Genomic DNA, 21,935 nt, shown 5'->3' with positions numbered 1-21,935 from the left:
GCCCATGGCCGCGAAATCATTTCCAGAACAATCGCCCGTTCAGTCCGCGCCGGGTGCGGTTGCGCCACATCTGCACGTACATCCACAGGCCGGACACGCTGAAAAAGATCAGTGTGAGCCCGGAGAGGATGGAAATGATCGTACCGACCGGGCCGAAGCTTTCGCCGGAATGAAGGTGATGGAACAGCCCGACCAGCGATCCGAAGCCGCCCCGTTCGCCGCGCGGCGGCATGCAACGCCAGCCTTCCGGGCAGGTGAAGCCTTCGGGTGGGGCCGCAGCCACCGCCGGGCCGGGGGCGAATGAAGGCCAGAGTGTCGCAGCCTGGCTAAGTACGCCGGTGATTGCGATCCACAGCATGAAAATCCCGAAAAACACTGACAGCCAACGATGCCACTTGCGCATGGGAAATCCTTTCGAAGGAAGAGGACTTGCCTATGCGCCGTGGCCTGCCGGGCGGGCAAGTTGCGAAATGTCGAAAAGTGTATCGCGCCTGCACTGCACGGCTCGACCAGAGTTCCGGCAAGGGCCGAACGGACCGTGCCAGAGCCGCGATGAATCGAGGAACGCACCCCCCAACCCAACCGTTTATAGAACATAAGCAATTGGAAAGAGAGGAAAATATGTTTGAGAAACTACGGATCAAGGAACATATGGAAGTGGCCGATGCCAATGGCCAGCATGTCGGAACAGTCGATGAAGTCGAGAACGAGCAGATCAAGCTGACCCGCTCCGACAGCGGCGATCACATGCACCATTTCGTCGCGCTGGATGCCGTCGACAAGATCGACGACAACCGGGTCTATCTGAAGCAGGGTACGCTTGTTTCCTAGGCGGCCCCTCGTGGATAGCCCTGATATGCAAAGGCCCCGGTACTCCTGAGAGTGCCGGGGCCTTGCGTTATACGCAGAGGTGTTGCGGGTGAATGCAGCGCCTATTCCGGAAGGCCGAGCCCGCGCTTGAGTGCGGAAAGGCGCGCAGCCGCGAATTTCTGGCTGACGCCGGCTGTCGGCACGAAGCCGTCAAAGCCGTGGTAAGCACCGGGGATGACTGTGACTTCCGCCGGAACTCCGGCAGCAATCAGCCGCTTCGCATAATCGAGATCTTCTTCGATGAAGAGATCCAGTGCGCCGCATCCGATCCAGGCGGGGGGCAGGTTGGACAGGTCATCCACCCGGCTCGGGACGATGCTGCCTTCGGGCAACGTATCGGCGCCTGCCGGCTGGCCGAGCAGCGATTCCCACCCGAAGCGATTGCTGGATGCGGTCCAGACGAATTCGCCGAGGTGATCGGCGACCGCGCGGCTCGATCCGCTACGGTCGTCCAGCATGGGGTAAGTAAGCAACTGGAATGCGATGCGCGGGCCGCCCTGGTCGCGCGCGGCAATCGCCAGCATCGCGCTGTGCCCGCCGCCCGCACTTTCGCCGCCCACGGCAATGCGCGCCGGATCCACGCCCAGTTCCTTGCCGCCTTCACCGGCCAGCCAGACGAGCGCGGCATAATTGTCGGCCAGGCTGCCGTCGAACCGGGTTTCGGGGGCGAGACGGTATTCGACCGAGACGACCGGTATGCCGGTGGCCATCGCGGTTGCCTGTACACCGGCCGACATCTGGTCGACCGAGCCCATGACATAGCCGCCGCCATGAATGTGGAGATATGCGGGCCGATCCGTTGCACCCGGGTTGGGATCGACGACGATCACCTTGACGTCGGGCTGCCCGTCCAGGCCGGGGATCATGCGTTCCACCGGCTGCGGCGCGGGCGGTTCGAGCGGCACGAACAGCGACGGTTGGGACCGCATCGCGTCGAGCGGAATTGTCTGGAAATCGATATCGGGGAACTGGGCGAGCGGTTCGCGCAGTTCGGGGTCGACCATGTCGAGTGCCATCTGGTGCTATCCTCTTCGGGTTATCGTATTCTCAGGTGCGGCCTGGGGGTCAGACCGTGGCGCCTTTCCCGACCGGGTGGGCGGGCAAGGTCACGATCGCGGCCCGTGCAGGCTTGTCGGTATCGTTGCGCCAGCTATGCAATACGCCCCGATCCACCGCAAGGTCTCCCGCCTTGAGCAGCACCTCGCCGGTTTCGAGTTCCAGCACGATCTCGCCTTCGATCATGGCGATGTAATCAATCGTGTTCGTGGCATGCCAGAACTGATCCTGGCCGGGCGGGAATTCCATCATCATGAACAGGCTGCTGGCATTGTGCATCAGCTCGAAATCGAACGGCACATGCTTGCAATCGGCCTGCGCGGCATTGCTGGCAGGAACCGCATCGGTATGCCAGATGATCCCGCCCCACGCGCCGTCGAATGGTATCGGCGGGCCATCGAGCAGCACCGTAGAGCGGCCCTGCTCGTCGAGCCCGGTTACAACACGTCGGGTCATGGGAAACGACTCTCCCTCGTTCCTGCCGGATAGCGCCTGTCAGCGGGCCCTTACTGGCAGCTGAGGCATTCCTCGTAGTCGGTCTGAGCGCCCGCGGCGAGTTCGAACTTCGCGGCTTCGGCGGTATTGTCCGCTTCCACGCCACCGGCGAACCCGGCCCGCTGCACCGACTTCGACCGCAGGTAATAGAGCGACTTGATGCCCTTCTCCCACGCCTGGAAGTGCAGCATCATCAGATCCCACTTGTCGACATCGGCAGGGATGAACAGGTTGAGGCTCTGCGCCTGGTCGATGAAGGGCGCGCGATCGGCCGCGAATTCAAGCAGCCACCGCTGGTCGATCTCGAAGCTGGTCTTGTAGACGGCCTTTTCTTCCGGCGTGAGGAAATCGAGATGCTGGACCGAACCGCCGCGTTCGAGGATCGAGTTCCACACATTGGTGGAATCCTTCGATTTTTCCTGCAGCAGCTTTTCCAGATAGGGGTTTTTCACCACGAAGCTGCCCGACAGCGTCTTGTGCGTGTAGATATTGGCCGGGATCGGTTCGATACAGGCGCTGGTACCGCCGCAGATGATGCTGATCGACGCGGTCGGCGCGATCGCCATCTTGCAGCTGAACCGCTCCATCACGCCCATTTCCTCGGCATCGGGGCAGGGGCCGCGCTCGTTGGCGAGCATCATCGACGCTTCGTTCACCTTGGCGTTGATGTGCTTGAACATCTTGAGGTTCCACGCCTTGGCCATCGCGCTTTCGATGCCGATGCCCTTCGACTGGAGGAAGGAGTGGAAACCCATCACGCCGAGCCCGACGGAACGTTCGCGGCTGGCGGAATACTTGGCGCGGGCCATCTCGTCCGGGGCGCGGTCGATATAGTCCTGCAGCACATTGTCGAGGAAACGCATGACATCTTCGACGAACTGCTTGTCGTCGCGCCATTCGTCCCAGTTTTCGAGATTGAGCGAAGACAGGCAGCATACCGCCGTGCGATCGTTGCCGAGATGGTCGCGGCCTGTCGGCAAAGTGATTTCCGAACACAGGTTGGAAGTGGAAACCTTCAGCCCCAGTTCGCGGTGATGCCGCGGCATCGTCCGGTTCACGGTGTCGGAAAAGACGATGTAGGGTTCGCCCGTGGCAAGCCGGGTTTCGACCAGCTTCTGGAACAGCGAGCGGGCATCGACCGAGCCGCGCACCGATCCGTCCTTGGGGCTGCGCAGGTTGAATTCGGCCCCGTCGCGGACAGCTTCCATGAATTCGTCAGTCAGCAGCACGCCGTGATGCAGGTTGAGCGCCTTGCGGTTGAAATCGCCCGACGGCTTGCGGATTTCGAGGAATTCCTCGATCTCAGGGTGCGAAACGTCGAGATAGCAGGCCGCCGAACCGCGCCGCAGCGATCCTTGTGAAATTGCCAGTGTCAGGCTGTCCATCACCCGCACGAACGGAATGATGCCGCTGGTCTTGCCATTGAGGCCGACCGGTTCGCCAATGCCGCGGACCTGCCCCCAATAGGTGCCGATGCCGCCGCCGCGGGATGCCAGCCAGACATTTTCGTTCCAGGTGCCGACAATCCCTTCGAGGCTGTCGTCCACTGAATTGAGGTAACACGAAATCGGCAGGCCCCGCCCGGTGCCGCCGTTGGACAGGACAGGGGTGGCAGGCATGAACCACAGGTTCGAAATATAGTCGTAGAGCCGCTGGGCATGATCCTGATCGTCGGCGTAGGCATCGGCCACGCGGGCGAAAAGATCCTGAAATCCTTCACCGGGCAGGAGATAGCGGTCGATCAGCGTTTCCTTGCCGAACTCGGTCAGCCTGTCGTCGCGCGATGAATCGGTTTCGATCTTGAAACGGCGCGGACGCACACCCTTGCCGTTATCTTTCGTTTCGGCAGCGGCCTTGGCCACTTCGGCCATGACGCCTGCCATTGCCGCGCCAGCCTGTTCGGCCACCAACGCTTCGCTACCCTGATCCTTGTCGGTCATCGCAACAGCCGGGCCGCCGGTGGCAGCGCCGCTCCCTTTGCCGGTGGGGTTGGCCTCGCTTTCGAGGATCTGGTTATCAACATCCGTATCGAGGCCCATCGCCGCACCATCCCCAGTCCTGAAATCCATCATGTCCCCCGTCCGGATCCCGCATCGCGAACAACAGCTCTGGCAAGCCAGTGTTCCACTTTCGTTCGAATCAGCGGGCAAGTGCCCAGCCTATCAATTTCCAAGGCATGGGAGAGAAAAACTTATCCCCCGATTGTCCCTGGAGTCCTCTTGCCGGTGGATGCCGTGACACCCGAATCCCAGCCCATCCGCGGCTTTTGCGCGCCTCCGGCTGAATCTAGGTCTTGTAGGTCCCCCCAGCAATCGGACCACTAGCTATAGTGCCTCAAAGGGAATCCCGCGCAAGGGGATAAATGGGAATGAAACCATCGCAGGCAAGGAGCCGGGCGGGGCGGGAGTCCGCGACGCGTGGTCAAAGCTCCACTCGCGCGCCGCGCAAGAGTCTAAAAATATTTTTTTGTCCACTGCCCGCGACGACCTCGACTTTGGCCCTTATGAGGGGGCCGGCGAAGAAGAGAAAGGATCGGTGATGATCAATATCCTGGGTGCGATCATGTCGGGGCTGATCGTCGGTGCCCTGGCCCGCTGGCTCTATCCCGGTGTGGTGGCGATGGACTGGATACAGACCATCCTGCTGGGTATCGGCGGCTCGCTGTTCGCCGGATTGATTACGACGCGCGGCGCGGCCGGTTTCAATCGGGCGGGCTGCCTTGCCTCGATCCTGGGCGCGATGGCGCTGATCTTTCTCGGGCGCTGGCTGCTCGCTGCGGGCTGATCTTTGGCGACTGCCTTTATCCGGGGGGCGTGCTTAATCTCCTGCCAGGGCATTCGTCGCGCTGCTCGCCGACAATGCCGCGTTCAAGGGACCAGCACGGTATCGCGAACGAGATTGCCTGTATTGGGATAATCGAGTGTGTAGTGCAGGCCCCGGCTTTCATGCCGCTTGAGCGCGGAACGAACGATCAGTTCCGCGCATTCGAGCAGGTTGCGCAGCTCGATCAGGTCCGTGCTGACGCGGAAGTGGCCATAATAATCGCCCACTTCCTCTTGCAGCAGCTTGATCCGGTGCGCCGCGCGTTCCAGCCGCTTGGTCGTGCGCACGATCCCGACATAGTTCCACATGAACCGGCGAATTTCCGTCCAGTTCTGCTTGATGACCACTTCCTCGTCGGAATCGGTGACGCGGCTTTCATCCCATGGGCGAACCGGGGGCGGGGCATCGAAAGTGTCCCACCGGGCAATGATGTCGCGCGCGGCGGCCTCACCGAATACGAAACATTCGAGCAGGCTGTTGGATGCCAGGCGGTTGGCGCCATGCAACCCGCTTTCCGTGCATTCGCCCGCAGCATAGAGGCCGGGCAGGTCCGTCCGCCCGGCAAGGTCGATCAGGATCCCGCCGCATGTGTAATGCTGTGCGGGGACGACGGGGATCGGCCCTGTCGTCATGTCGATGCCGAGCCCGATCAGCTTTTCGTAAATGGTCGGGAAATGGCCCTTCACGAAGTCGACGGGCATGTGGCTGATGTCGAGGTGGACGTAATCGAGCCCGAAACGCTTGATTTCGGCATCGATCGCGCGGGCCACCACATCACGTGGGGCCAGTTCCAGCCGCTCGTCATAGAATTCCATGAATCGCTTGCCGCTGCGCGGATTGATCAGCCGGCCGCCTTCGCCACGCACCGCTTCGGTAATCAGGAAGTTCTTGACCTCCAGATTATAGAGGCAGGTCGGGTGGAACTGCATCATTTCCATGTTTGAAACGCGTGCGCCCGCGCGCCATGCCATCGCGATCCCGTCGCCCGTTGCCCCGCGTGGAGCAGTAGAGAAGAGGTAGCAGCGCCCGGCACCGCCGCTTGCCAACACTGTGGCGCGGGCCGTGTGGGCTTCCACCCGGCCGGTTTCGGTGTTGAGGGCATAAGCGCCCCAGACCCTGCCGGAACCGGAATAGCGCAATTCGTGCTTGCCGTTGATCAGGTCGATGCAGGTCCGGTTGGGCAACAAGGTGATATTGGGGTTTTCTTCCGCCGCCTTGAGCAGTGCGGCTTCCACCGCCCATCCGGTCGCGTCGTCGACATGGACGATCCGGCGGTGCGAATGCCCGCCTTCGCGGGTCAGGTGAAGATTCGGGCCTTCGGTATTGAATGGCACGCCCAGTTCCACCAGCCGGGCAATGGCATGAGGCGCGCGTTCGATCACGAATTCCACCGTCTCGCGCCGGTTGAGGCCGGCACCGGCGACCATCGTGTCACGCATGTGGTTTTCGAAGGTATCCCCGGTGTCCAGCACGGCGGCGATCCCGCCCTGCGCCCAGGCTGTGGAGCCGGAATTGAGCGCGCCCTTGGCCAGAACCAGCACTCTGGCGTGTTCCGCCAGCGCCAGCGCGGCAGTCAGCCCGGCCGCGCCGGAACCGATCACCAGCACGTCATGTGTCATACTATCGTCTTGCTGGCCCATTATGTCCGCTGCCCTCTCGTCGCGCTGCTATGCCGGGACGCGTCCGACCTCGCAAGCGGCGAGACGCATCAGGCGGGGCTTGCTTTTGCCGCCTGCTTGCTGGTGAGCTGGACGAAGACGTCTTCCAGATCCGCCTCGCGGGTGGTGACATCCTCTATCAGGAAGCCCTGATCCTGGACCAGAGCGAGTACCTGGCCCGCATTCACCTTGTCCTTGTCGTAGGTGATTTCCAGCGTGCGTTCGTCGCGCTTGGCCGATTTTACGAAGGCGGGGTGGTACGGCAACTGGTCGATTGCCCGGTCGAGCGTGAGGACGACGATCTTCTCGCGCGTCATTTCGACCAGTTCGCGGGTCGGCTTGTTGGTAATCAGCTGGCCATGATTGATGATCGCGATGCGGTCGCACAATTCTTCCGCCTCTTCGAGGTAATGGGTCGTCAGGACGACCGTCACCCCTTCGCGATTGAGTTCGCCGACCAGTTCCCACAGCTGGCGCCGCAGTTCCACGTCGACCCCGGCGGTCGGTTCGTCCAGCACCAGAATCGGCGGGGAATGCACCATGGCCTTGGCGATCAGCAGGCGGCGCTTCATCCCGCCCGACAGGCTGCGGGCATAGGCGTCGCGCTTGTCGTCCAGATGGACCGCGCGCAGCAATTCGTCCGAGCGGCGCAGGGCTTTGGGGATGCCGTAAAGCCCGCTCTGGATGTCCAGCACCTCGAACGGGGTGAAGAACGGGTCGAATACGATTTCCTGCGGGACGATTCCGATGCTGGCCTTGGCGTTGCGCCGGTCGCGATCGATGTCGTGGCCCCAGATGTCGACTTTGCCGGAAGTCTTGGTGACCAGCCCGGCGAGGATGTTGATCAGAGTGGATTTTCCGGCCCCGTTGGGTCCGAGCAGGCCGAACACCTCGCCTTGCGGAACGTCGAACGTGACGCCTTTCAGCGCGTGCTTCGGCGGGGCATTGCCGCTCCCGGCATAAGTCTTGGCAAGGTCGCGGATCGAAATGGCGGCTGGTGTGCTCATACTTGAGTCTCCCATGGGCCAGTCGTGGCGCAAGGTAAAGGGGGCAGGGCGCATGGCAATGCCCGGTGGGCACTGCCCGCGCCCCTGCTGAAACCGTTGCGAATCCCCGTCTGACGCGATAGGGCAACGAACATGAGCAAACCGTCCTATACGACGCCCGAAACGGTGCTGACCGACAAGACCCGCGTGAGCTGCGACGGCGCGTCCGCCATCCGTGGCGGCGAAGGGTACCGGCCTTCCGCGCTGGGGCATCCGCGTGTGTGGCTCGAGATTGACGAGCACGGCTATGTCGATTGCGGGTATTGCGACCGGCGCTTCGTGCTCAGGGGCGGCCCGGCGGACGGTGCCGATCAATCCACCTTGCCGGACATCGCATCGGGCGCATCGCCCCAGGTCTGATCGCTTCTGGCGCGGATCTCTGACGCATGTCGCGCGGAGTGTGACTTCCGCCCGGCGGACAATGCCCCTATATCGGGGCCATGAACCAGAACGATCCGCGCAGTTTCCTCTATGGCGAGGGCAAGCTCACTCCTGAAGAAGCCCAGGCGGTTGCCGCCAAAACGCTGTCACGGTGCGATGATGGGGAACTGTTTCTCCAGTTCATCGCCAGCGAAAGCTTCACGTTCGACGATGGGCGGCTGAAAGCGGCGGACTATTCCCGCGATTCCGGTTTTGGCCTGCGCGGGGTTTCCGGCGAAATGACCGGGTTCGCTCACGCCAACGAGATCAGTGGCGCTGCCATTCGCCGCGCGGGTGAAACGCTGCAATTGCTCGATCCGGCGAAAGGCCAGCCAGCCCCCCCGCCGCGCAAGAACAACCGCCACCTCTATACTGACGACAGCCCGCTGGATGCGATTGCGTTCGCGGAAAAAGTCAGGTTGCTGGAAACGATCGATGCCGCGGCCCGTGCGCGCGATCCGCGCGTGGCGCAAGTCACCGCGTCGCTGTCCGGCAGCTGGAGCGTGGTCGAGATCGTCCGGGCCGACGGGTTCGTGGCGCATGATATCCGCCCGCTGGTACGGCTCAATGTCGGGATCGTGGCTGAAAGCAACGGGCGGCGTGAAACGGGCAGCTTCGGCATGGGCGGTCGCTGGCTTTATGACGATCTGTTCAAGCCCGAAAACTGGAACCGGGCCATCGATGTGGCGCTCGGCCAGGCTTTGACCAATCTCGACAGCGTGCCCGCGCCTGCCGGGGAAATGACGGTCCTGCTTGGGCCCGGCTGGCCCGGCGTGCTGTTGCACGAAGCGGTCGGCCATGGGCTGGAAGGGGATTTCAATCGCAAGGGGACCAGCGCCTTTTCCGGGCGGATCGGCGAACGCGTTGGTGCACCCGGCGTGACCGTGGTCGACGACGGTTCGATCGCCGGGCGGCGCGGATCGCTCTCCATCGACGATGAAGGCACTCCGACCGGAGAAACCGTGCTGATCGAGGATGGCATTCTCAAAGGCTACATGCAGGATCGCCTCAATGCCCGGTTGATGGGTGTGGAGCCAACCGGCAACGGCCGGCGCGAGGATTACGCCCACGCCCCGATGCCACGTATGACCAATACCTTCATGCGCGCGGGCAACGATGATCCTGCTGAGCTTCTGGGCCGTGTGAAGAACGGCATTTATGCCAAGAGCTTCGGCGGCGGGCAGGTCGATATCGTGTCGGGCAAGTTCGTGTTTTCCTGTACCGAGGCCTACAAGGTGGAGAATGGCAAGCTCGGCGCGCCGATCAAGGGAGCGACTTTGATCGGAGACGGGCCGAGCGTGCTGACCCGCGTTACGGGCATCGGCAACGACATGGCTCTGGACGAAGGTGTCGGGGTATGCGGCAAGGGCGGGCAGAGCGTTCCCGCCGGCGTGGGCCAGCCAACCCTGCTGATCGAGGGTCTGACAGTCGGCGGCACCGGGTAAGCCCGCGCCGTTACCATCCTGCCGGAGTCAGGCGCGGTTCATGTCGCCGGGCGCAGGTTCCCGGCTTTCATGGGAGAATACGATGCGTAAGACATTGACTGCCATCGCCGCCCTCGGCGCGGCCACCGGTCTGCTGGTGAGCGGCACTGTGGCCAACGCGGGAACGCGTGCGGAGAAAGGCGAAGCCCGCCTCCAGAAAATGCTGGAGGGCCGCGTTGCCGGTGAGCCGCAAAGCTGCATCACCACGCTGGGGTCCGACCGGTTGCAGGTGATCGACGGCACGGCCATCGTTTACGATGGCGGCAAGACGATCTACGTCGCGCGGCCGACGTCGCCGGGGCAGCTCAGCAGCAGCGACGTTCTCGTGATCGAACGGCACAATGGCATGCAGTTGTGCACTACGGACATCATCAAGACGATGGATCGTTCGGCCGGTTTCATGACCGGGGTGGTCTTCCTCGACAAATTCGTACCCTATACCAAGAGCGATATGGACAAGTAGGAAACGGGCATGGCCGCCGCCCCACGTCGCTGGGCGGCGGAACTGCTGCATTTCTGGTTTCATAAACTCACGCCGCAGGATTGGTTCGGTGGTTCCGAGCGGGTCGACGCGCAATTGCGGGCCCGTTTCGGGCCCGACCTTGCCGCACTGTCGGCGATGCGGGCGGATTCGTTCCTTACGGACCCGTTGACGGCCCGTGCGGCCATTCTGCTGTTCGATCAGGTGCCGCGCAATATCCATCGCGGGACGGCCCATACCTTTGCCTTTGATCCACTGGCCCGCGCCATTTGTCGCAGTGCACTGCTGCGTGGCTGGGACAAGGGGCTAAGCCGCCAGGAACGCCAGTTTCTGGGTATGCCGCTGATGCACAGCGAACATATCACCGACCAGCAATGGTCGATGGACTATTATACGCGGCTGGGCAGTTCCTTCATCCGCACCTTTGCCAAGGGCCATTATGACATGGTCGCCCGCTTTGGCCGCTTCCCCCACCGCAACGATGTGCTCGGGCGGGAAAGCACCCCTGCCGAACTGGCGGCGGTTGCGGCGGGCCACGCCTGGTAGCGCGCCTGCCCGCACCGCCATGGCTTTTGTTTCGTATATGAAAGGGATTAGGGGGAAAGGCCCCGCCCCGTCTGGCATATGCCCCGCGCCAGACATGCCGTGCAGTCCGGCCGGGACGGGCGGCAGTATGTCTGCCCCAGTTTCTTTACCAGCAAATGATGCTCATCCATATCCTGCGCCGACCATTCGGGCGGCAGGACTGGCATCAACTCGTCATAGGCGCGCGTGGTATCCGCGCGGGCGGGCACCAATCCCATGCGCTGCATGACGCGGCGGTGATGGCCGTCAATCACCAGAGCAGAGCGGTCGAACGTGCTGGTATTCATCACGCCAGCGCTGTTCTTGCGCGCCACTCCGGGCAGCGTTTCCAGCCATTCCATCGCCGCTGCGGTGGGCATATCCCCTAGCAGGGAAAGATCCAGCTTCCCGCGTTTTTCCGCGATGGCCAGCAGGCAGTCCTTCAATCTCCGCGCGGACTGTTCCGGAAAGGTTTGGCGAGCAAGGTGCGCAGTCAGTTCTTCCAGCGGAGCCTTTGCCACCGCATCCCATGACCCGTAATGTTCCAGCAGGAAATCGGTGGAAGCATTTGATACCGCCGTCTTGCTGCGCGCGCCGATCACCCCCTGGACCAGCACCCACACCGGCTCACGCCGCTTTTCCGGCGGACGAACGATCCGCCCGAACCTGGCAATCAGCGAGGCATGAAGCGCGCGAAGCGTCTCCGTGCGTGGATCATCGCCAAGAGGAAGCTGCATGGCGCGCGGGCGTTACTCCCACTCGATCGTGCCGGGCGGTTTCGAGGTGTAGTCATAGACCACGCGGTTGATGCCTTTGACCTCGTTGATGATCCGGGTGGCGACGCGGCTGAGGAAGCTGGCGTCGAACGGATAGATGTCCGCCGTCATCCCGTCAGTGCTGGTTACCGCGCGCAAGGCGCAGACGCAGTCGTAGGTCCGTCCATCGCCCATCACGCCCACAGTGCGCACCGGCAGCAGCACGGCAAATGCCTGCCAGATCGCGTCATAAAGACCGGCGTTGCGGATTTCCTCGAGATAGATCGCATCTGCCTTGCGCAGGATGTCGCAACGTTCCTTGGTCACTTCGCCGGGAATACGAATGGCGAGACCGGGGCCGGGGAACGGGTGACGGCCAACGAAAATATCGGGCAGACCCAGTTCGCGGCCCAGTTCGCGGACTTCGTCCTTGAACAGTTCGCGCAGCGGCTCCACCAGCTTCATGTTCATCCGTTCGGGCAGGCCACCGACATTGTGGTGGCTCTTGATCGTCACGGAAGGTCCGCCGGTGAACGAAACGCTCTCGATCACGTCGGGGTATAGCGTTCCCTGTGCCAGGAAATCGGCGCCGCCAATTTTCTTGGCCTCTTCCTCGAACACTTCGATGAAGGTCTTGCCGATGAACTTGCGCTTCTTCTCCGGATCGGTGACCCCTGCGAGCCCGTGCATGAACAGCGTTTCAGCATCCACGTGGACCAACGGTATATTATAGTGCCCCTTGAACAGGGACACGACCTGTTCGGCCTCGCCCATGCGCATAAGGCCATGATCGACGAAAACACAGGTCAGCTGATCGCCGATCGCTTCATGAATCAGCACTGCGGCCACTGCCGAATCGACTCCGCCCGACAGGCCGCAGATCACTTTCCCGTCACCCACCTGGGCGCGGATTTCCTCGATCTTGGTCTTGCGGAATTCGGCCATCGTCCAGTCGCCGGACAGGCCGCAGACATGACGCACGAAATTCGCCAGCAGCTTTGCGCCATCGGGCGTGTGGACCACTTCGGGGTGGAACTGCATCGCATAGATGCGCCGGTCGTCATCGGCGATCACGGCAAAGGGCGCGCCGGGGCTGGAAGCGACCGGGCGGAAGCCGGGAGCCAGCCGGGTAACCTTGTCCCCGTGGCTCATCCACACCTGGTGGCTTTCTTCCTTGTGCCACAACCCGTCGAACAGCACGCAGCCATCTTCGATGGCGATAAAGGCACGGCCGAATTCCCCGGCATCGCCTGCCAGCACTTCTCCGCCCAGTTGCTGCATCAGCGCCTGCTGCCCGTAACAGATCCCGAGCATCGGCAGCCCGCTGTCGAGAATGGCCTCCGGAATGCGAGGGCCGTCATCGTCGGTTACGGATGCCGGGCCGCCCGACAGGATGATGCCCTTGGGCTTCATCCGTTTGAAGGCTTCCTCGGCGCTGCCGAACGGGGCGATTTCTGAATAAACGCCTGCTTCGCGTACGCGACGGGCGATGAGCTGCGTCACCTGGCTGCCGAAATCGACGATCAGGATGGAATCGGGGATGTGGGATGCGTCCATGCCGATTCCGTTAGGTTGGCCCCGCGCGCAAGTCCAGCGGTGCGTGTGCCACTTTTCCGGTGCGTACCTTGCGGCTAGGGGACGGGAATGGATCGTCACCCTCTTGCAGATCGGCCTTCGGATACTCCGCCGCCCATCGCCATGTCGCTGCTCGCGCTCGTGCCGCTCTATGGCGGGTTGGCGGTCTTGTCGGGTTTTCTCGGCAACAAGCAGATCGCGCTTGGCCCACTGGCCATGGAATCCGGGCTGCTCGGCTATATCGGCGTGGTGGTGCTTTCATCGACTGTTGCGGAATTGCATGGGCGCAAACTGGCGGATCGGCTGGTGCTGTACGGCTTTCTGCCCGTGCTCGTTTCGATGGCCCTGATTACGCTGGTTCTGGTCCTGCCCGCCAGCCCGCGCATGCCGGAATCCCGGCTGGAGGCATTCGAGACCATCCTGGGGCAAAGCCCGCGGATCATGCTGGCTGGAATAGTCGCCTATTTCGTTTCCGTGTTTCTCAACGTCCGGGTTTTCTCATGGCTGCGCGGCCGGGACGGCGGCATGGGAGGAAGTGGCGTGGCCCTGATGGTGCGCGGGGGCATCGCTTCTGCCATTGCGCAGGTAGTCGATGGATTGATTTTTATCTCGGTCGCCTTCTACGGCGTATTTCCGATTCTCCCACTCCTTGCGGGACAGATCATGGCGAAGGTCGTACTGAGCCTCACGGCGGTGCCCGTGCTGATCCGTTTGGGAGTCGCCTGGGGTCGCAAGCTCGATGGAAGGACAGCGGTATGAGTGCTGGAGAAAACGCTGAAGTGAGTAACCGGGCGATGCTCGCCAAGGCGGAAGTGCTGATCGAAGCGCTGCCCTATATGCGGCGCTATGCCGGGCGCACTTTCGTCGTGAAGTATGGCGGACACGCCATGGGCGATCCGGAGGCTGCGCGCGATTTTGCCCACGACATCGTTTTGCTGAAGGCCGTCGGCATCAACCCCGTGGTCGTCCACGGCGGCGGGCCGCAGATCGGCGCCATGCTGAAAAAGCTGGGCGTGGAATCCACTTTCATCGACGGGCTGCGGGTCACTGACAAGGCGACCGCGGAAGTGGCGGAGATGGTTCTGTCCGGCGCGATCAACAAGGAACTGGTCGGCTGGATCGCCAGCGCGGGGGGCAAGGCGCTGGGTATTTCCGGCAAGGACGGCGGCCTCGTGACCGCGACCAAGGTCAGCCGGACGACCAAGGACCCCGACAGCAATATCGAACAGGCGATCGATCTCGGGTTCGTCGGGGAGCCGAGCCATGTCGATACGACGATTCTGGAAACCGCGGTCAAGGCCGGGATGATTCCCGTGGTCGCTCCGATCGGCGCGGGCGAGGATGGGCACACTTATAATATCAATGCCGACACCATGGCAGGCGCGATTGCGGCCGCACTGGGCGCCGCACGCCTGTTTCTGCTGACGGACGTGCCGGGCGTGCTCGACAAGGACAAGGCGCTGCTGACGGATCTGCGCCCATCCGATGTTGAGAACCTGAAGGCTGACGGCACGATTCACGGGGGCATGATTCCCAAGCTCGAAACATGCGTTCATGCCGTGGAGGCCGGCTGCGAGGCAGCGGTCGTGCTCGATGGGCGAGTGCCGCATGCAATGCTGTTGGAAATTTTCACTTCCAAGGGCGCGGGCACGTTGATTCGGGCCGGTTGAACCGGAACCGCCGGGCGCATCCGCGCGTTGACGGGGCATGATTTCACGTAGCCTTGTCCTTGGTGCCGGTCCGGTGTTGCTGTTGTCGCTTGCCGCGTGCGGCAAACAACAAGAACATGCATTCGATGCCACAGCGGCGGATGCATCGCCGGTCAGCGTTTCGGCCTCGGGCGGCATGGTCTCCCCGGTCGCTCCGGCCGGCATGTCCGACGCACCCGATTATGCCGCACTGGAACAGGTGGACGATCCGGCCCGCGTTGTCCGTTTCCTTTCTTCGGCGTTGTATGACGGACGGTGGGACGATGCGGCTCGTGCGTGGGGCGAAGGGGAGGATGCGCAGACGCTGCGCGCCCGTTTCGACGGGGAAGACCCGGTCATGCTGATCGTTGGCGAGGGGACGAGTGAGGGCGCTGCTGGCTCGATCTATTACTCCGCGCCTTACGTTATCAACCGGGCGGGCCATCCCGAGGAAAAGGGCACGATCGTGCTGCGCCGGGTGAACGATGTGCCGGGCGCCTCGCAGGCTTCGTTGCACTGGCATGTGTCGAGCATGGATGCCGAAACCTGAATGGACAATGCCTGACCAGGCGTCGGGCTCCATCCGGTTGGCGCTAATTCCAAAGCAATCCTTGCCCCTTGCGGTACCCCTCGGCTAACAGGCCCGCACGGGCGGACGACGCTCGCCGTTATGGAGAGACTTGCGCGTGATTCTCATCACCATTGCCCAGATTCTCGACCTGCTGATCTCAGTCGTCGTCACGTTGGTCATCGTTCAGTTCGTTCTCGGCCTGCTGATCGCTTTCAACGTGGTGAACATGGGCAACCAGTTCGTCTCCGCGATTTGGACTGCGCTCAATGCGCTGTTGCAACCTTTGCTGGCACCGATCCGGCGGATCATGCCCAATACCGGGGCAATCGATTTCTCGCCATTGGTGCTGATCATCGGGTTGCAGATATTGCAGATCGTTGTCTGGAATCTTGCGAGGGCGATGTGAGCGCACAATTGATCGACGGAAAGGCTTTCGCCGAAGGGCTGCGCCAGAAGGTGGGCGTGCTCGCCGCTGAATTCGAAAAGCAGGCCGCGCGCAAGGCCGGTCTTGCCGTCGTGCTGGTGGGGGAAGACCCGGCCAGTCAGGTCTATGTCCGCTCGAAAGGCAAACAGACCGTTGCCTGCGGCATGGCGAGCTTCGAGTATAAATTGCCCGCCACCGCCAGCGAAGAGGAGCTCCTCAAGCTGGTAGAGAAACTCAACGGAGACCGTTTCATCGACGGGATACTCGTGCAATTGCCGCTGCCCGGCCACATGGACGAACAGAAGGTGATTGCCACGATCAATCCCGACAAGGATGTCGACGGGTTCCACATCATCAATGCCGGGCGGCTGGCCGTGGGGCAGGAAGGGTTCGTGCCCTGCACTCCGCTGGGTTGCCTGATGCTGTTGAAGGACCGGCTGGGCGATCTTTCCGGACTGGAAGCGGTCGTGATCGGCCGCTCCAATATCGTCGGCAAGCCGATGGCCCAGTTGCTGATACAGGAAAGCTGCACTGTCACGGTGGCGCACAGCAGGACGACGGATCTGCCCGGTGTGGTGCGCCGTGCGGATATCGTGGTTGCTGCGGTCGGCCGTCCCGAGATGGTGAAGGTGGACTGGATCAAACCCGGTGCGACAGTGATCGACGTCGGGATCAATCGTCTGCCGCCTGAACCGGGACAGGAAAAAGGCCGCCTCGTCGGCGATGTCGATTTCGCGAGCGTAAGAGAGGTCGCAGGGGCGATCACACCTGTACCGGGTGGCGTTGGCCCGATGACGATTGCCGTATTGCTCAGGAACGCGTTGGTCGCGGCCTATCGTAACGAAGGGCTGACACTGGCGTCGGACGCCTTGTGACTGTGACCCGCCTTGTCGCAATGCTGTTTGCATTGCCGATCGGGGCGGAGGTTACGATCTGACAATGTACGAACTGTTCGCCTCGGCGTTCGTCACGCTTTTCGTCGTGATCGATCCGCCGGGGTGCGCCCCTATTTTCGCGGGATTGGTGGCAGATGCGGAACCTGCCCGCCAGCGGGCGCTGGCAATTCGCGCCAGTATTGCGGCCTTCCTGATCCTGCTGCTGTTCGCATTGTTTGGTGAACGATTGCTCGCCGCACTGCACATTGAACTCTACGCCTTCCGGATTGCCGGTGGGATCATGCTGTTTGTCATCGCGCTCGAAATGGTGTTCGAACGGCGTACGCAGCGGCGCGAACAACGGGCCGAGAAGGTAAGGGCAACGCCGGATATCGACGATGTGGCGATTTTCCCCGTCGCCATGCCGATGCTTGCCGGTCCCGGCGCGATCGCGTCGATCATGCTGCTGATGGCCCGGGCCGATGGCATGGCGGCGTCGCTGGCGGTTCTTGGCGCACTTGCGGCCGTGATGGCGGTCACTCTGGCAACGTTGATGGCGGCCGCGCCACTAATGCGGGTGTTCGGCAGTCAGGTGGAATCGGTTGCTACCCGTCTGCTCGGGGTGCTTCTGGCCGCTCTCGCCGCACAATTCGTGATCGACGGATTGAAAGGCGCCTTCGGAATCTAGAGCGACCAATATGCTGGGTGTTATTGCAAGGTGGCCCGGTCGTTACCGCCGCCATCATGACGGCCGAAGAACTGCATCAACTGGACCAGCAATTCGCAACGGCTCATGATGTCGGGCGATTCCAGCAATGCCTGCTTGGCGGCGGCATCGAACGGCGCGATTTGCGACACCCCGTTGATAAGCGAAACATCGTCCAGCCGCGACACCGAATCCCAGTCCACGCTATAGCCCTGTCTGTCGGCGAAATCGCGTGCGGCCTGTTCGAACCCGGCCCGTTCGACAGAACTCAACATCTCGTCCTCGGGCTCTTCGATCAGTTCGCCTTCGACCTGGCGGAAGGGCGTGGCCACATCCAGTTCGCGAATCACGCGAAACCGGTGCTCGCCATCCAGCACGATGTTGAAGCGCCCATCCTCCAGTGCCTCGACATCTTCGATCCGGCCGACACAGCCGATCGAGAAGAGCGGTGCCCCTTCGGCTGCTGTTTGCGGCTGGATCATCGCGATGCGGCGGTCACGCGCCAATGCGTCGCTCACCATCGCGCGGTAGCGTGGCTCGAAGATATGCAGGGGCAGGCGCAATCCGGGGTAGAGGATGACGCCTGACAGGGGAAAGATCGAAAGCCGCTTTGCCACGATTTCAGCCAAACAGGATGAGAGAGAGTTTGCGGCGAGTGGCTGCGGTCCACTGGTCTTCCAGGCCAACCGCTTCGAAGATCTGCAGCAGCTTCGCCTTGGCGGCGCCCTCGTTCCATTCCGGCTCGGCGCGAATCATCGACAGCAGCGTGTCTGCCGCCTCGTCTCGCTGGCCTGCTGCGAAAGCGGCGTTGGCGAAGGCGAATTGGGCTTCCATGTCCGCCGGACTGGCCTTGGCCGCATCTCTCAGGCCGGCAAGCTCCGAATCGTCCGGTGCATCCTCGGCCAGCGCAAGGGCCGACTTCGCCTGCGCCAGAGCCGGATCGTCGGCAATCTCCGCAGGCAGCGCAGCCAGAGCCGCCTGAGCCTGTTCGATATGGCCGGCGGCTGTCAGTGCGCGAATGAGGCCAGCATGGGCGGCCACATTGTCCGGCGCCATGTCCAGCACCTGTGAGAAGACGCCTGCCGCACGTTCACCATCACCCTCGCCGAGGACCTGTTCCGCCATGGCAATGAATTGCGATACGTCGGGGGCCTGCGCCGCATCATCGCCTGCCGTGACAGGCAGTTTTTCAAGCAACTGGTCGAGAACCTGCCGCAACTGCGATTCGCTGCGCGCATTGGTCAGGTCGGCGACCGGCTGGCCCTGGAACAGGGCATAGACGGTCGGGATCGAGCGGACCTGGAACTGTGCGGCAATGAACTGGTCTTCGTCCACGTTGAGCTTGGCCAGCACCACACCCTTGTCGGCATATTCGGCGGCGACCTTTTCGAGCACGGGAGCCAGCGCCTTGCACGGTCCGCACCATTCGGCCCAGAAGTCGAGTATGACGAGCTTCGTCATGGAGGGATCGACGACTTCCTTGCGAAAACGATCGACCGCTTTTTGCTCTTCCAGATTAAGACCCATGCTGGCCAAGGCGCTTGCTCCCATGTGTGTTGCGAAGGTGTCGCCTAATGTGGGCCTTTCACAGGAATTGTGAAGGGCGGATATTCAAGGCGATTTTCTCCTTGCCCAATACAAAACCCGATGCTAACCGCGCGCCTCCTCACCGGGACATTCTCTTCCCGGTAACGCCAGAGCGGGCGTAGCTCAGGGGTAGAGCACAACCTTGCCAAGGTTGGGGTCGAGGGTTCGAATCCCTTCGCCCGCTCCAGTTTTCATAAGAAAATCAGCATATTGCTTGAGGGCGCGAAAGCGCTCGGCTGGCATTTTTCGGTCGGGCTACAACCGGGCTACAACGCTTTTTCTGCTTCTCAAATGCGCTCCATGAACGCGCAGGTTGCTAAGGCCCGCTTTTTTTCAAACGCCTTCACGGTGGCTCGCCTTGTCGAAGTCGCCGATTCTGTCCTGGTCATGAGCGGGAAGTGAAGTGATTGGCGCTTCCCTACGGGACCGGCGCTCTATCTCCGCTCCGCTCCGACCGAACCCCTGGCGGGTTTCGGCGCATCCGCGTCACGAACGCCTAGCGGACGGCGTGAACACGCCGAACAATAGCCGGTGCGTTCCCGGTGGCGCCGCAGGCGGCGCGGTGCTTGGGGCGCTGCCCCTGGCGCCCTCCGGATCGGCTTCCGCCCAGCTTCCTTCGCCTTCGGCTCCGTGCAGCCGGTTCCCCGCGAAGCCGCCCCTCCGGTTGCACCCCCGGTCTCGCCGACGGGCAGGGTTTCAGCGCGGCGCTTCCCGCTGCGCGGAAACCCAAGGAGTAGGGACAATGACCGATACCATCGAAACCGGGACGACCGAGCAGGCCGATAAGGACAGCCGCATCATCCATGTGCCGCTGAACAAGCTCAAGAAGTCGCCCAACAATGCCCGCAAGGTGCCGCATAGCGAGGCCACCATCGAGGCGCTGGCCGCATCCATCGCGCACAAGGGGCTGATCCAAAACCTTGTCGTGGAACCCGAGATGAAGGGCGACAAGCCCACCGGCGCCTATCTCGTCACCGCTGGCGAGGGCCGCAGGCTGGCCTATCTGCTGCGCGCAAAGCGCAAGGAGGTCAGGAAGAGCCATCTTGTCCGCTGCTGGCTCGACACGGAGAACGACCCGTCCGAAGTTTCGCTGGACGAGAACGTCACCCGCGAGAACATGCACCCCGCCGACCAGTTCGAGCGGTTCCATGAACTGTCCCGCGACAAGGGATGGGGCGCGGAGGAAATCGGTGCGCGGTTCGGCGTCTCCCCCGAAATCGTCAAGCGTCGGCTGCGGCTCGGCGCGGTCAGCCCGAAGCTGATGGACATCTACCGGCAGGACGGGATTACGCTCGACCAGTTGGCGGCCTTCGCCATCACCGACGATCATGCCCGGCAGGAGCAGGTGTTCGACAATCTGTCGTGGAACAAGGAACCGTGGATCATCCGGCGTGACCTCACCGCCAGCAATGTTCCGGCCGACGACCGGCGGGCGGTGTTCATCGGCGCCGACGCCTATGTCGAGGCGGGCGGCACGATCATCCGCGACCTGTTCACCGAGGATGACGGCGGTTTCTTCGAGGATGCGGGCTTGCTCGACATGCTCGTCACGGAGAAGTTGCGCGAGATCGCCAGCACGGTTCTGGCCGAGGGCTGGAAATGGGCCGAAGCGTGCATCGACTTTCCGCATGGCCACGGGATGCGGCGTCATTATCCGCAGCCTGTCGCCTTGTCGGATGAGGACGAAGCGCGGTTTTCCGAAGCGGCGGAAGCGCATGACGCCCTGATCGAGGGCTATGACTCCTACGACGACATGCCCGACGAGGTGGCCGCAAAGGCGCAGGCGTTGAGCGACGAAATCGACGCGATCAGCGCCAAGCGTTCGGCCTACGACCCTGCGATGATCGCGCGTGGCGGCGTGTTCGTCTCGCTCGGTTCCGATGGCGAGGCGAAGATCGAGCGCGGCTATGTGCGGGCCGAGGATGAGCCGCAGCCGGAAACGGAGGACGAGAGCGACGGTATCGAGCCCGAAGACGGCGAAGCCGTTGAGAACGAGGATGCGGACGAGGAAGACGTGGAGGACGCCGATGCGGCCAAGCCCATTTCCGATACGCTCATTCGCGACCTTACGGCGCATCGGACAATGGCCCTGCGTCTGGCCCTTGGCAAACGGCCCGAAATGGCGATGATCGCGCTGACCCATGCGCTGGTGCTGGACCTGTTCTATCATGGGTTCGGCACGTCCTGCCTCGAAATCACCGCCAAGAGCGAAGAACTTGGCGGACATGCCGAGGGCATCGCGGACAGCAAGGCGGGCGAGGCGCTGGCGGCACGGCACGACCAATGGGGCGCGCAGCTTCCAAGCGAGGCGGCGGACCTGTGGCCTTTCCTCGCCGGACTGGACAATGACAGCCGCACCGAGCTTCTGGCGCATTGCGTGTCGCTCACCGTCAACGCGGTGAAGGTGCCGTGGGAGCGTTCCACTGGACGCATCGAGGCGGCGGAGCGGCTGGCGCAGGCCGTGAGCCTCGACATGACCGCAACTTGGGAGCCGACCGCCCGCAGCTATTTCGGGCGCGTCACCAAGGCGTATATTGCGCAGGCCGTGAGCGAGGCGGTGTCTCCGGAAGCCGCCGAGCGCATCGCGCCGATGAAGAAGGCGGACATGGCCGACGCGGCGGAGCAGCTTGTCGCCGGAACCGGATGGTTGCCTGCCGTGCTGCGGACGATCGAGCGAGGGCCGGAAGGCGATGGGGTGGAGCAGCCCGAAGTCGTGGAAGTGGAGGACGCCTATTCGATTGCAGCCGAATAGGTGAAGGGCCGGGGCTGCATCTGCGGCCCCGGCTTTCCATTCAGACTGAGCCGGATAATTCGCGGCCGCACCCTCACGGGCGCGGCCGCTCTTGCGACATACGAA

The 21,935-nt window shown here is 62.6% G+C and carries 24 protein-coding genes and 1 tRNA gene; 15 read left to right on the top strand and 10 right to left on the bottom strand.

Features of this window, described 5'->3' with window-relative positions:
- Positions 1 to 16: 16 nt before the first annotated feature.
- Complete coding sequence (locus tag MB02_RS08345; RefSeq protein WP_067535512.1) at positions 17 to 403, bottom strand: PepSY domain-containing protein; 387 nt, start codon at positions 401 to 403, stop codon at positions 17 to 19.
- Between the two features lie 218 nt (positions 404 to 621).
- On the opposite strand from MB02_RS08345, the gene MB02_RS08340 reads away from it, so the two are divergent.
- Positions 622 to 831 carry a DUF2171 domain-containing protein gene (locus MB02_RS08340; protein ID WP_067535509.1) on the top strand — a complete coding sequence of 70 codons (210 nt, stop codon included), beginning with the start codon at positions 622 to 624 and terminating at the stop codon, positions 829 to 831.
- Between the two features lie 101 nt (positions 832 to 932).
- Here the strand turns inward: MB02_RS08340 and MB02_RS08335 are convergent, their stop codons facing one another.
- Genes MB02_RS08335 through MB02_RS08325 form a run of 3 tightly spaced genes read right to left on the bottom strand, consistent with a single transcriptional unit; the run spans position 933 to position 4,490 of the window.
- Positions 933 to 1,886, bottom strand: coding sequence for an alpha/beta hydrolase (locus MB02_RS08335; protein ID WP_067535507.1), 954 nt, complete (start codon positions 1,884 to 1,886; stop codon positions 933 to 935).
- A gap of 49 nt (positions 1,887 to 1,935) precedes the next feature.
- Complete coding sequence (locus MB02_RS08330) at positions 1,936 to 2,382, bottom strand: cupin domain-containing protein (protein ID WP_067535504.1); 447 nt, start codon at positions 2,380 to 2,382, stop codon at positions 1,936 to 1,938.
- A gap of 50 nt (positions 2,383 to 2,432) precedes the next feature.
- Positions 2,433 to 4,490: a ribonucleoside-diphosphate reductase subunit alpha gene (locus MB02_RS08325; protein WP_067536332.1), complete on the bottom strand. Its 2,058-nt coding sequence runs from the start codon at positions 4,488 to 4,490 to the stop codon at positions 2,433 to 2,435.
- A 469-nt stretch (positions 4,491 to 4,959) separates the two neighbouring features.
- Between MB02_RS08325 and MB02_RS08320 the strand changes: the two genes are divergently transcribed.
- On the top strand, positions 4,960 to 5,205 hold the full coding sequence (locus tag MB02_RS08320) for a GlsB/YeaQ/YmgE family stress response membrane protein (RefSeq protein ID WP_067536329.1): 246 nt from the start codon (positions 4,960 to 4,962) through the stop codon (positions 5,203 to 5,205).
- Positions 5,206 to 5,288: 83 nt separating this feature from the next.
- On the opposite strand, the gene nadB is transcribed toward MB02_RS08320, so the two are convergent.
- Together nadB and MB02_RS08310 are read right to left on the bottom strand one after the other, a co-directional pair.
- Positions 5,289 to 6,863: an L-aspartate oxidase gene (gene nadB / locus MB02_RS08315; RefSeq protein ID WP_235829465.1), complete on the bottom strand. Its 1,575-nt coding sequence runs from the start codon at positions 6,861 to 6,863 to the stop codon at positions 5,289 to 5,291.
- Between the two features lie 89 nt (positions 6,864 to 6,952).
- Positions 6,953 to 7,909 (bottom strand): ABC transporter ATP-binding protein, encoded by a 957-nt coding sequence (locus MB02_RS08310; protein ID WP_067535498.1) that lies wholly within the window; start codon positions 7,907 to 7,909, stop codon positions 6,953 to 6,955.
- Between the two features lie 132 nt (positions 7,910 to 8,041).
- Between MB02_RS08310 and MB02_RS08305 the strand changes: the two genes are divergently transcribed.
- The 4 genes from MB02_RS08305 (at position 8,042) to MB02_RS08290 (ending at position 10,879) form a co-directional block, all read left to right on the top strand.
- A complete protein-coding gene (locus tag MB02_RS08305; RefSeq protein WP_067535495.1) occupies positions 8,042 to 8,308 on the top strand; it encodes a zinc-finger domain-containing protein in 267 nt (88 codons plus the stop codon).
- An 80-nt stretch (positions 8,309 to 8,388) separates the two neighbouring features.
- The gene (gene tldD / locus MB02_RS08300) at positions 8,389 to 9,813 is read left to right on the top strand and encodes a metalloprotease TldD (protein ID WP_067535491.1); all 1,425 of its coding nucleotides are present in this window, start codon (positions 8,389 to 8,391) and stop codon (positions 9,811 to 9,813) included.
- An 82-nt stretch (positions 9,814 to 9,895) separates the two neighbouring features.
- A complete protein-coding gene (locus MB02_RS08295; protein ID WP_067535488.1) occupies positions 9,896 to 10,315 on the top strand; it encodes a hypothetical protein in 420 nt (139 codons plus the stop codon).
- Positions 10,316 to 10,324: 9 nt separating this feature from the next.
- On the top strand, positions 10,325 to 10,879 hold the full coding sequence (locus MB02_RS08290) for a DUF924 family protein (RefSeq protein WP_067535485.1): 555 nt from the start codon (positions 10,325 to 10,327) through the stop codon (positions 10,877 to 10,879).
- A gap of 47 nt (positions 10,880 to 10,926) precedes the next feature.
- On the opposite strand, the gene MB02_RS08285 is transcribed toward MB02_RS08290, so the two are convergent.
- Positions 10,927 to 11,634, bottom strand: coding sequence for an endonuclease III domain-containing protein (locus MB02_RS08285; protein ID WP_067535482.1), 708 nt, complete (start codon positions 11,632 to 11,634; stop codon positions 10,927 to 10,929).
- Positions 11,635 to 11,646: 12 nt separating this feature from the next.
- The gene (gene guaA, locus MB02_RS08280; RefSeq protein ID WP_067535480.1) at positions 11,647 to 13,209 is read right to left on the bottom strand and encodes a glutamine-hydrolyzing GMP synthase; all 1,563 of its coding nucleotides are present in this window, start codon (positions 13,207 to 13,209) and stop codon (positions 11,647 to 11,649) included.
- An 87-nt stretch (positions 13,210 to 13,296) separates the two neighbouring features.
- On the opposite strand from guaA, the gene MB02_RS08275 reads away from it, so the two are divergent.
- The 6 genes from MB02_RS08275 to MB02_RS08250 all read left to right on the top strand — a co-directional run bounded on the left by MB02_RS08275 (position 13,297) and on the right by MB02_RS08250 (position 17,473).
- Complete coding sequence (locus tag MB02_RS08275; RefSeq protein ID WP_067535477.1) at positions 13,297 to 13,986, top strand: queuosine precursor transporter; 690 nt, start codon at positions 13,297 to 13,299, stop codon at positions 13,984 to 13,986.
- Positions 13,983 to 14,897, top strand: coding sequence for an acetylglutamate kinase (gene argB, locus MB02_RS08270; protein WP_067535474.1), 915 nt, complete (start codon positions 13,983 to 13,985; stop codon positions 14,895 to 14,897). The genes MB02_RS08275 and argB overlap by 4 nt, the downstream gene beginning before the upstream one ends.
- 37 nt (positions 14,898 to 14,934) lie before the next feature.
- On the top strand, positions 14,935 to 15,465 hold the full coding sequence (locus MB02_RS08265; RefSeq protein WP_067535471.1) for a hypothetical protein: 531 nt from the start codon (positions 14,935 to 14,937) through the stop codon (positions 15,463 to 15,465).
- Between the two features lie 136 nt (positions 15,466 to 15,601).
- The gene (locus MB02_RS08260) at positions 15,602 to 15,892 is read left to right on the top strand and encodes a YggT family protein (RefSeq protein WP_067535468.1); all 291 of its coding nucleotides are present in this window, start codon (positions 15,602 to 15,604) and stop codon (positions 15,890 to 15,892) included.
- Positions 15,889 to 16,785, top strand: a complete 897-nt coding sequence (gene folD / locus MB02_RS08255) for a bifunctional methylenetetrahydrofolate dehydrogenase/methenyltetrahydrofolate cyclohydrolase FolD (protein WP_067535465.1) — start codon at positions 15,889 to 15,891, stop codon at positions 16,783 to 16,785. Before MB02_RS08260 ends, folD begins: the two co-directional genes overlap by 4 nt.
- Positions 16,786 to 16,849: 64 nt before the next feature.
- On the top strand, positions 16,850 to 17,473 hold the full coding sequence (locus tag MB02_RS08250; RefSeq protein ID WP_067535462.1) for a MarC family protein: 624 nt from the start codon (positions 16,850 to 16,852) through the stop codon (positions 17,471 to 17,473).
- A 20-nt stretch (positions 17,474 to 17,493) separates the two neighbouring features.
- On the opposite strand, the gene MB02_RS08245 is transcribed toward MB02_RS08250, so the two are convergent.
- Positions 17,494 to 18,108, bottom strand: coding sequence for an LON peptidase substrate-binding domain-containing protein (locus MB02_RS08245; RefSeq protein ID WP_067536326.1), 615 nt, complete (start codon positions 18,106 to 18,108; stop codon positions 17,494 to 17,496).
- A 4-nt stretch (positions 18,109 to 18,112) separates the two neighbouring features.
- A complete protein-coding gene (locus tag MB02_RS08240; protein WP_067536323.1) occupies positions 18,113 to 19,018 on the bottom strand; it encodes a tetratricopeptide repeat protein in 906 nt (301 codons plus the stop codon).
- Between the two features lie 172 nt (positions 19,019 to 19,190).
- Between MB02_RS08240 and MB02_RS08235 the strand changes: the two genes are divergently transcribed.
- The 3 genes from MB02_RS08235 (at position 19,191) to MB02_RS08225 (ending at position 21,830) form a co-directional block, all read left to right on the top strand.
- Positions 19,191 to 19,265, top strand: a tRNA-Gly gene (locus MB02_RS08235).
- Positions 19,266 to 19,288: 23 nt separating this feature from the next.
- Positions 19,289 to 19,480 (top strand): hypothetical protein, encoded by a 192-nt coding sequence (locus tag MB02_RS08230; RefSeq protein ID WP_067535459.1) that lies wholly within the window; start codon positions 19,289 to 19,291, stop codon positions 19,478 to 19,480.
- Positions 19,481 to 19,820: 340 nt separating this feature from the next.
- A complete protein-coding gene (locus MB02_RS08225; RefSeq protein ID WP_067535456.1) occupies positions 19,821 to 21,830 on the top strand; it encodes a ParB/RepB/Spo0J family partition protein in 2,010 nt (669 codons plus the stop codon).
- The last annotated feature ends 105 nt before the right edge of the window (positions 21,831 to 21,935 follow it).

The organism is Croceicoccus estronivorus (assembly GCF_001625325.1).
Lineage (GTDB): Bacteria > Pseudomonadota > Alphaproteobacteria > Sphingomonadales > Sphingomonadaceae > Caenibius > Caenibius estronivorus.
The sequence above is the reverse complement of the archived record's forward strand: the minus strand, read 5'-3'. Positions and strand labels throughout refer to the sequence as shown.

Bases quoted from the DNA above. Each gene is read 5' to 3' on its own strand.
- MB02_RS08295 (WP_067535488.1), top strand. From the start codon at position 9,896: ATGCGTAAGACATTGACTGCCATCGCCGCCCTCGGCGCGGCCACCGGT.
- MB02_RS08340 (WP_067535509.1), top strand. From the start codon at position 622: ATGTTTGAGAAACTACGGATCAAGGAACATATGGAAGTGGCCGATGCC.
- MB02_RS08310 (WP_067535498.1), bottom strand. From the start codon at position 7,909: ATGAGCACACCAGCCGCCATTTCGATCCGCGACCTTGCCAAGACTTAT.
- MB02_RS08345 (WP_067535512.1), bottom strand. From the start codon at position 403: ATGCGCAAGTGGCATCGTTGGCTGTCAGTGTTTTTCGGGATTTTCATG.
- MB02_RS08225 (WP_067535456.1), top strand. From the start codon at position 19,821: ATGACCGATACCATCGAAACCGGGACGACCGAGCAGGCCGATAAGGAC.
- MB02_RS08275 (WP_067535477.1), top strand. From the start codon at position 13,297: ATGGATCGTCACCCTCTTGCAGATCGGCCTTCGGATACTCCGCCGCCC.
- MB02_RS08290 (WP_067535485.1), top strand. From the start codon at position 10,325: ATGGCCGCCGCCCCACGTCGCTGGGCGGCGGAACTGCTGCATTTCTGG.
- MB02_RS08325 (WP_067536332.1), bottom strand. From the start codon at position 4,490: ATGGATTTCAGGACTGGGGATGGTGCGGCGATGGGCCTCGATACGGAT.
- tldD (WP_067535491.1), top strand. From the start codon at position 8,389: ATGAACCAGAACGATCCGCGCAGTTTCCTCTATGGCGAGGGCAAGCTC.
- MB02_RS08285 (WP_067535482.1), bottom strand. From the start codon at position 11,634: ATGCAGCTTCCTCTTGGCGATGATCCACGCACGGAGACGCTTCGCGCG.
- MB02_RS08240 (WP_067536323.1), bottom strand. From the start codon at position 19,018: ATGGGTCTTAATCTGGAAGAGCAAAAAGCGGTCGATCGTTTTCGCAAG.
- MB02_RS08250 (WP_067535462.1), top strand. From the start codon at position 16,850: ATGTACGAACTGTTCGCCTCGGCGTTCGTCACGCTTTTCGTCGTGATC.
- MB02_RS08330 (WP_067535504.1), bottom strand. From the start codon at position 2,382: ATGACCCGACGTGTTGTAACCGGGCTCGACGAGCAGGGCCGCTCTACG.
- argB (WP_067535474.1), top strand. From the start codon at position 13,983: ATGAGTGCTGGAGAAAACGCTGAAGTGAGTAACCGGGCGATGCTCGCC.
- MB02_RS08335 (WP_067535507.1), bottom strand. From the start codon at position 1,886: ATGGCACTCGACATGGTCGACCCCGAACTGCGCGAACCGCTCGCCCAG.
- MB02_RS08320 (WP_067536329.1), top strand. From the start codon at position 4,960: ATGATCAATATCCTGGGTGCGATCATGTCGGGGCTGATCGTCGGTGCC.
- guaA (WP_067535480.1), bottom strand. From the start codon at position 13,209: ATGGACGCATCCCACATCCCCGATTCCATCCTGATCGTCGATTTCGGC.
- MB02_RS08305 (WP_067535495.1), top strand. From the start codon at position 8,042: ATGAGCAAACCGTCCTATACGACGCCCGAAACGGTGCTGACCGACAAG.
- MB02_RS08265 (WP_067535471.1), top strand. From the start codon at position 14,935: ATGATTTCACGTAGCCTTGTCCTTGGTGCCGGTCCGGTGTTGCTGTTG.
- nadB (WP_235829465.1), bottom strand. From the start codon at position 6,863: ATGACACATGACGTGCTGGTGATCGGTTCCGGCGCGGCCGGGCTGACT.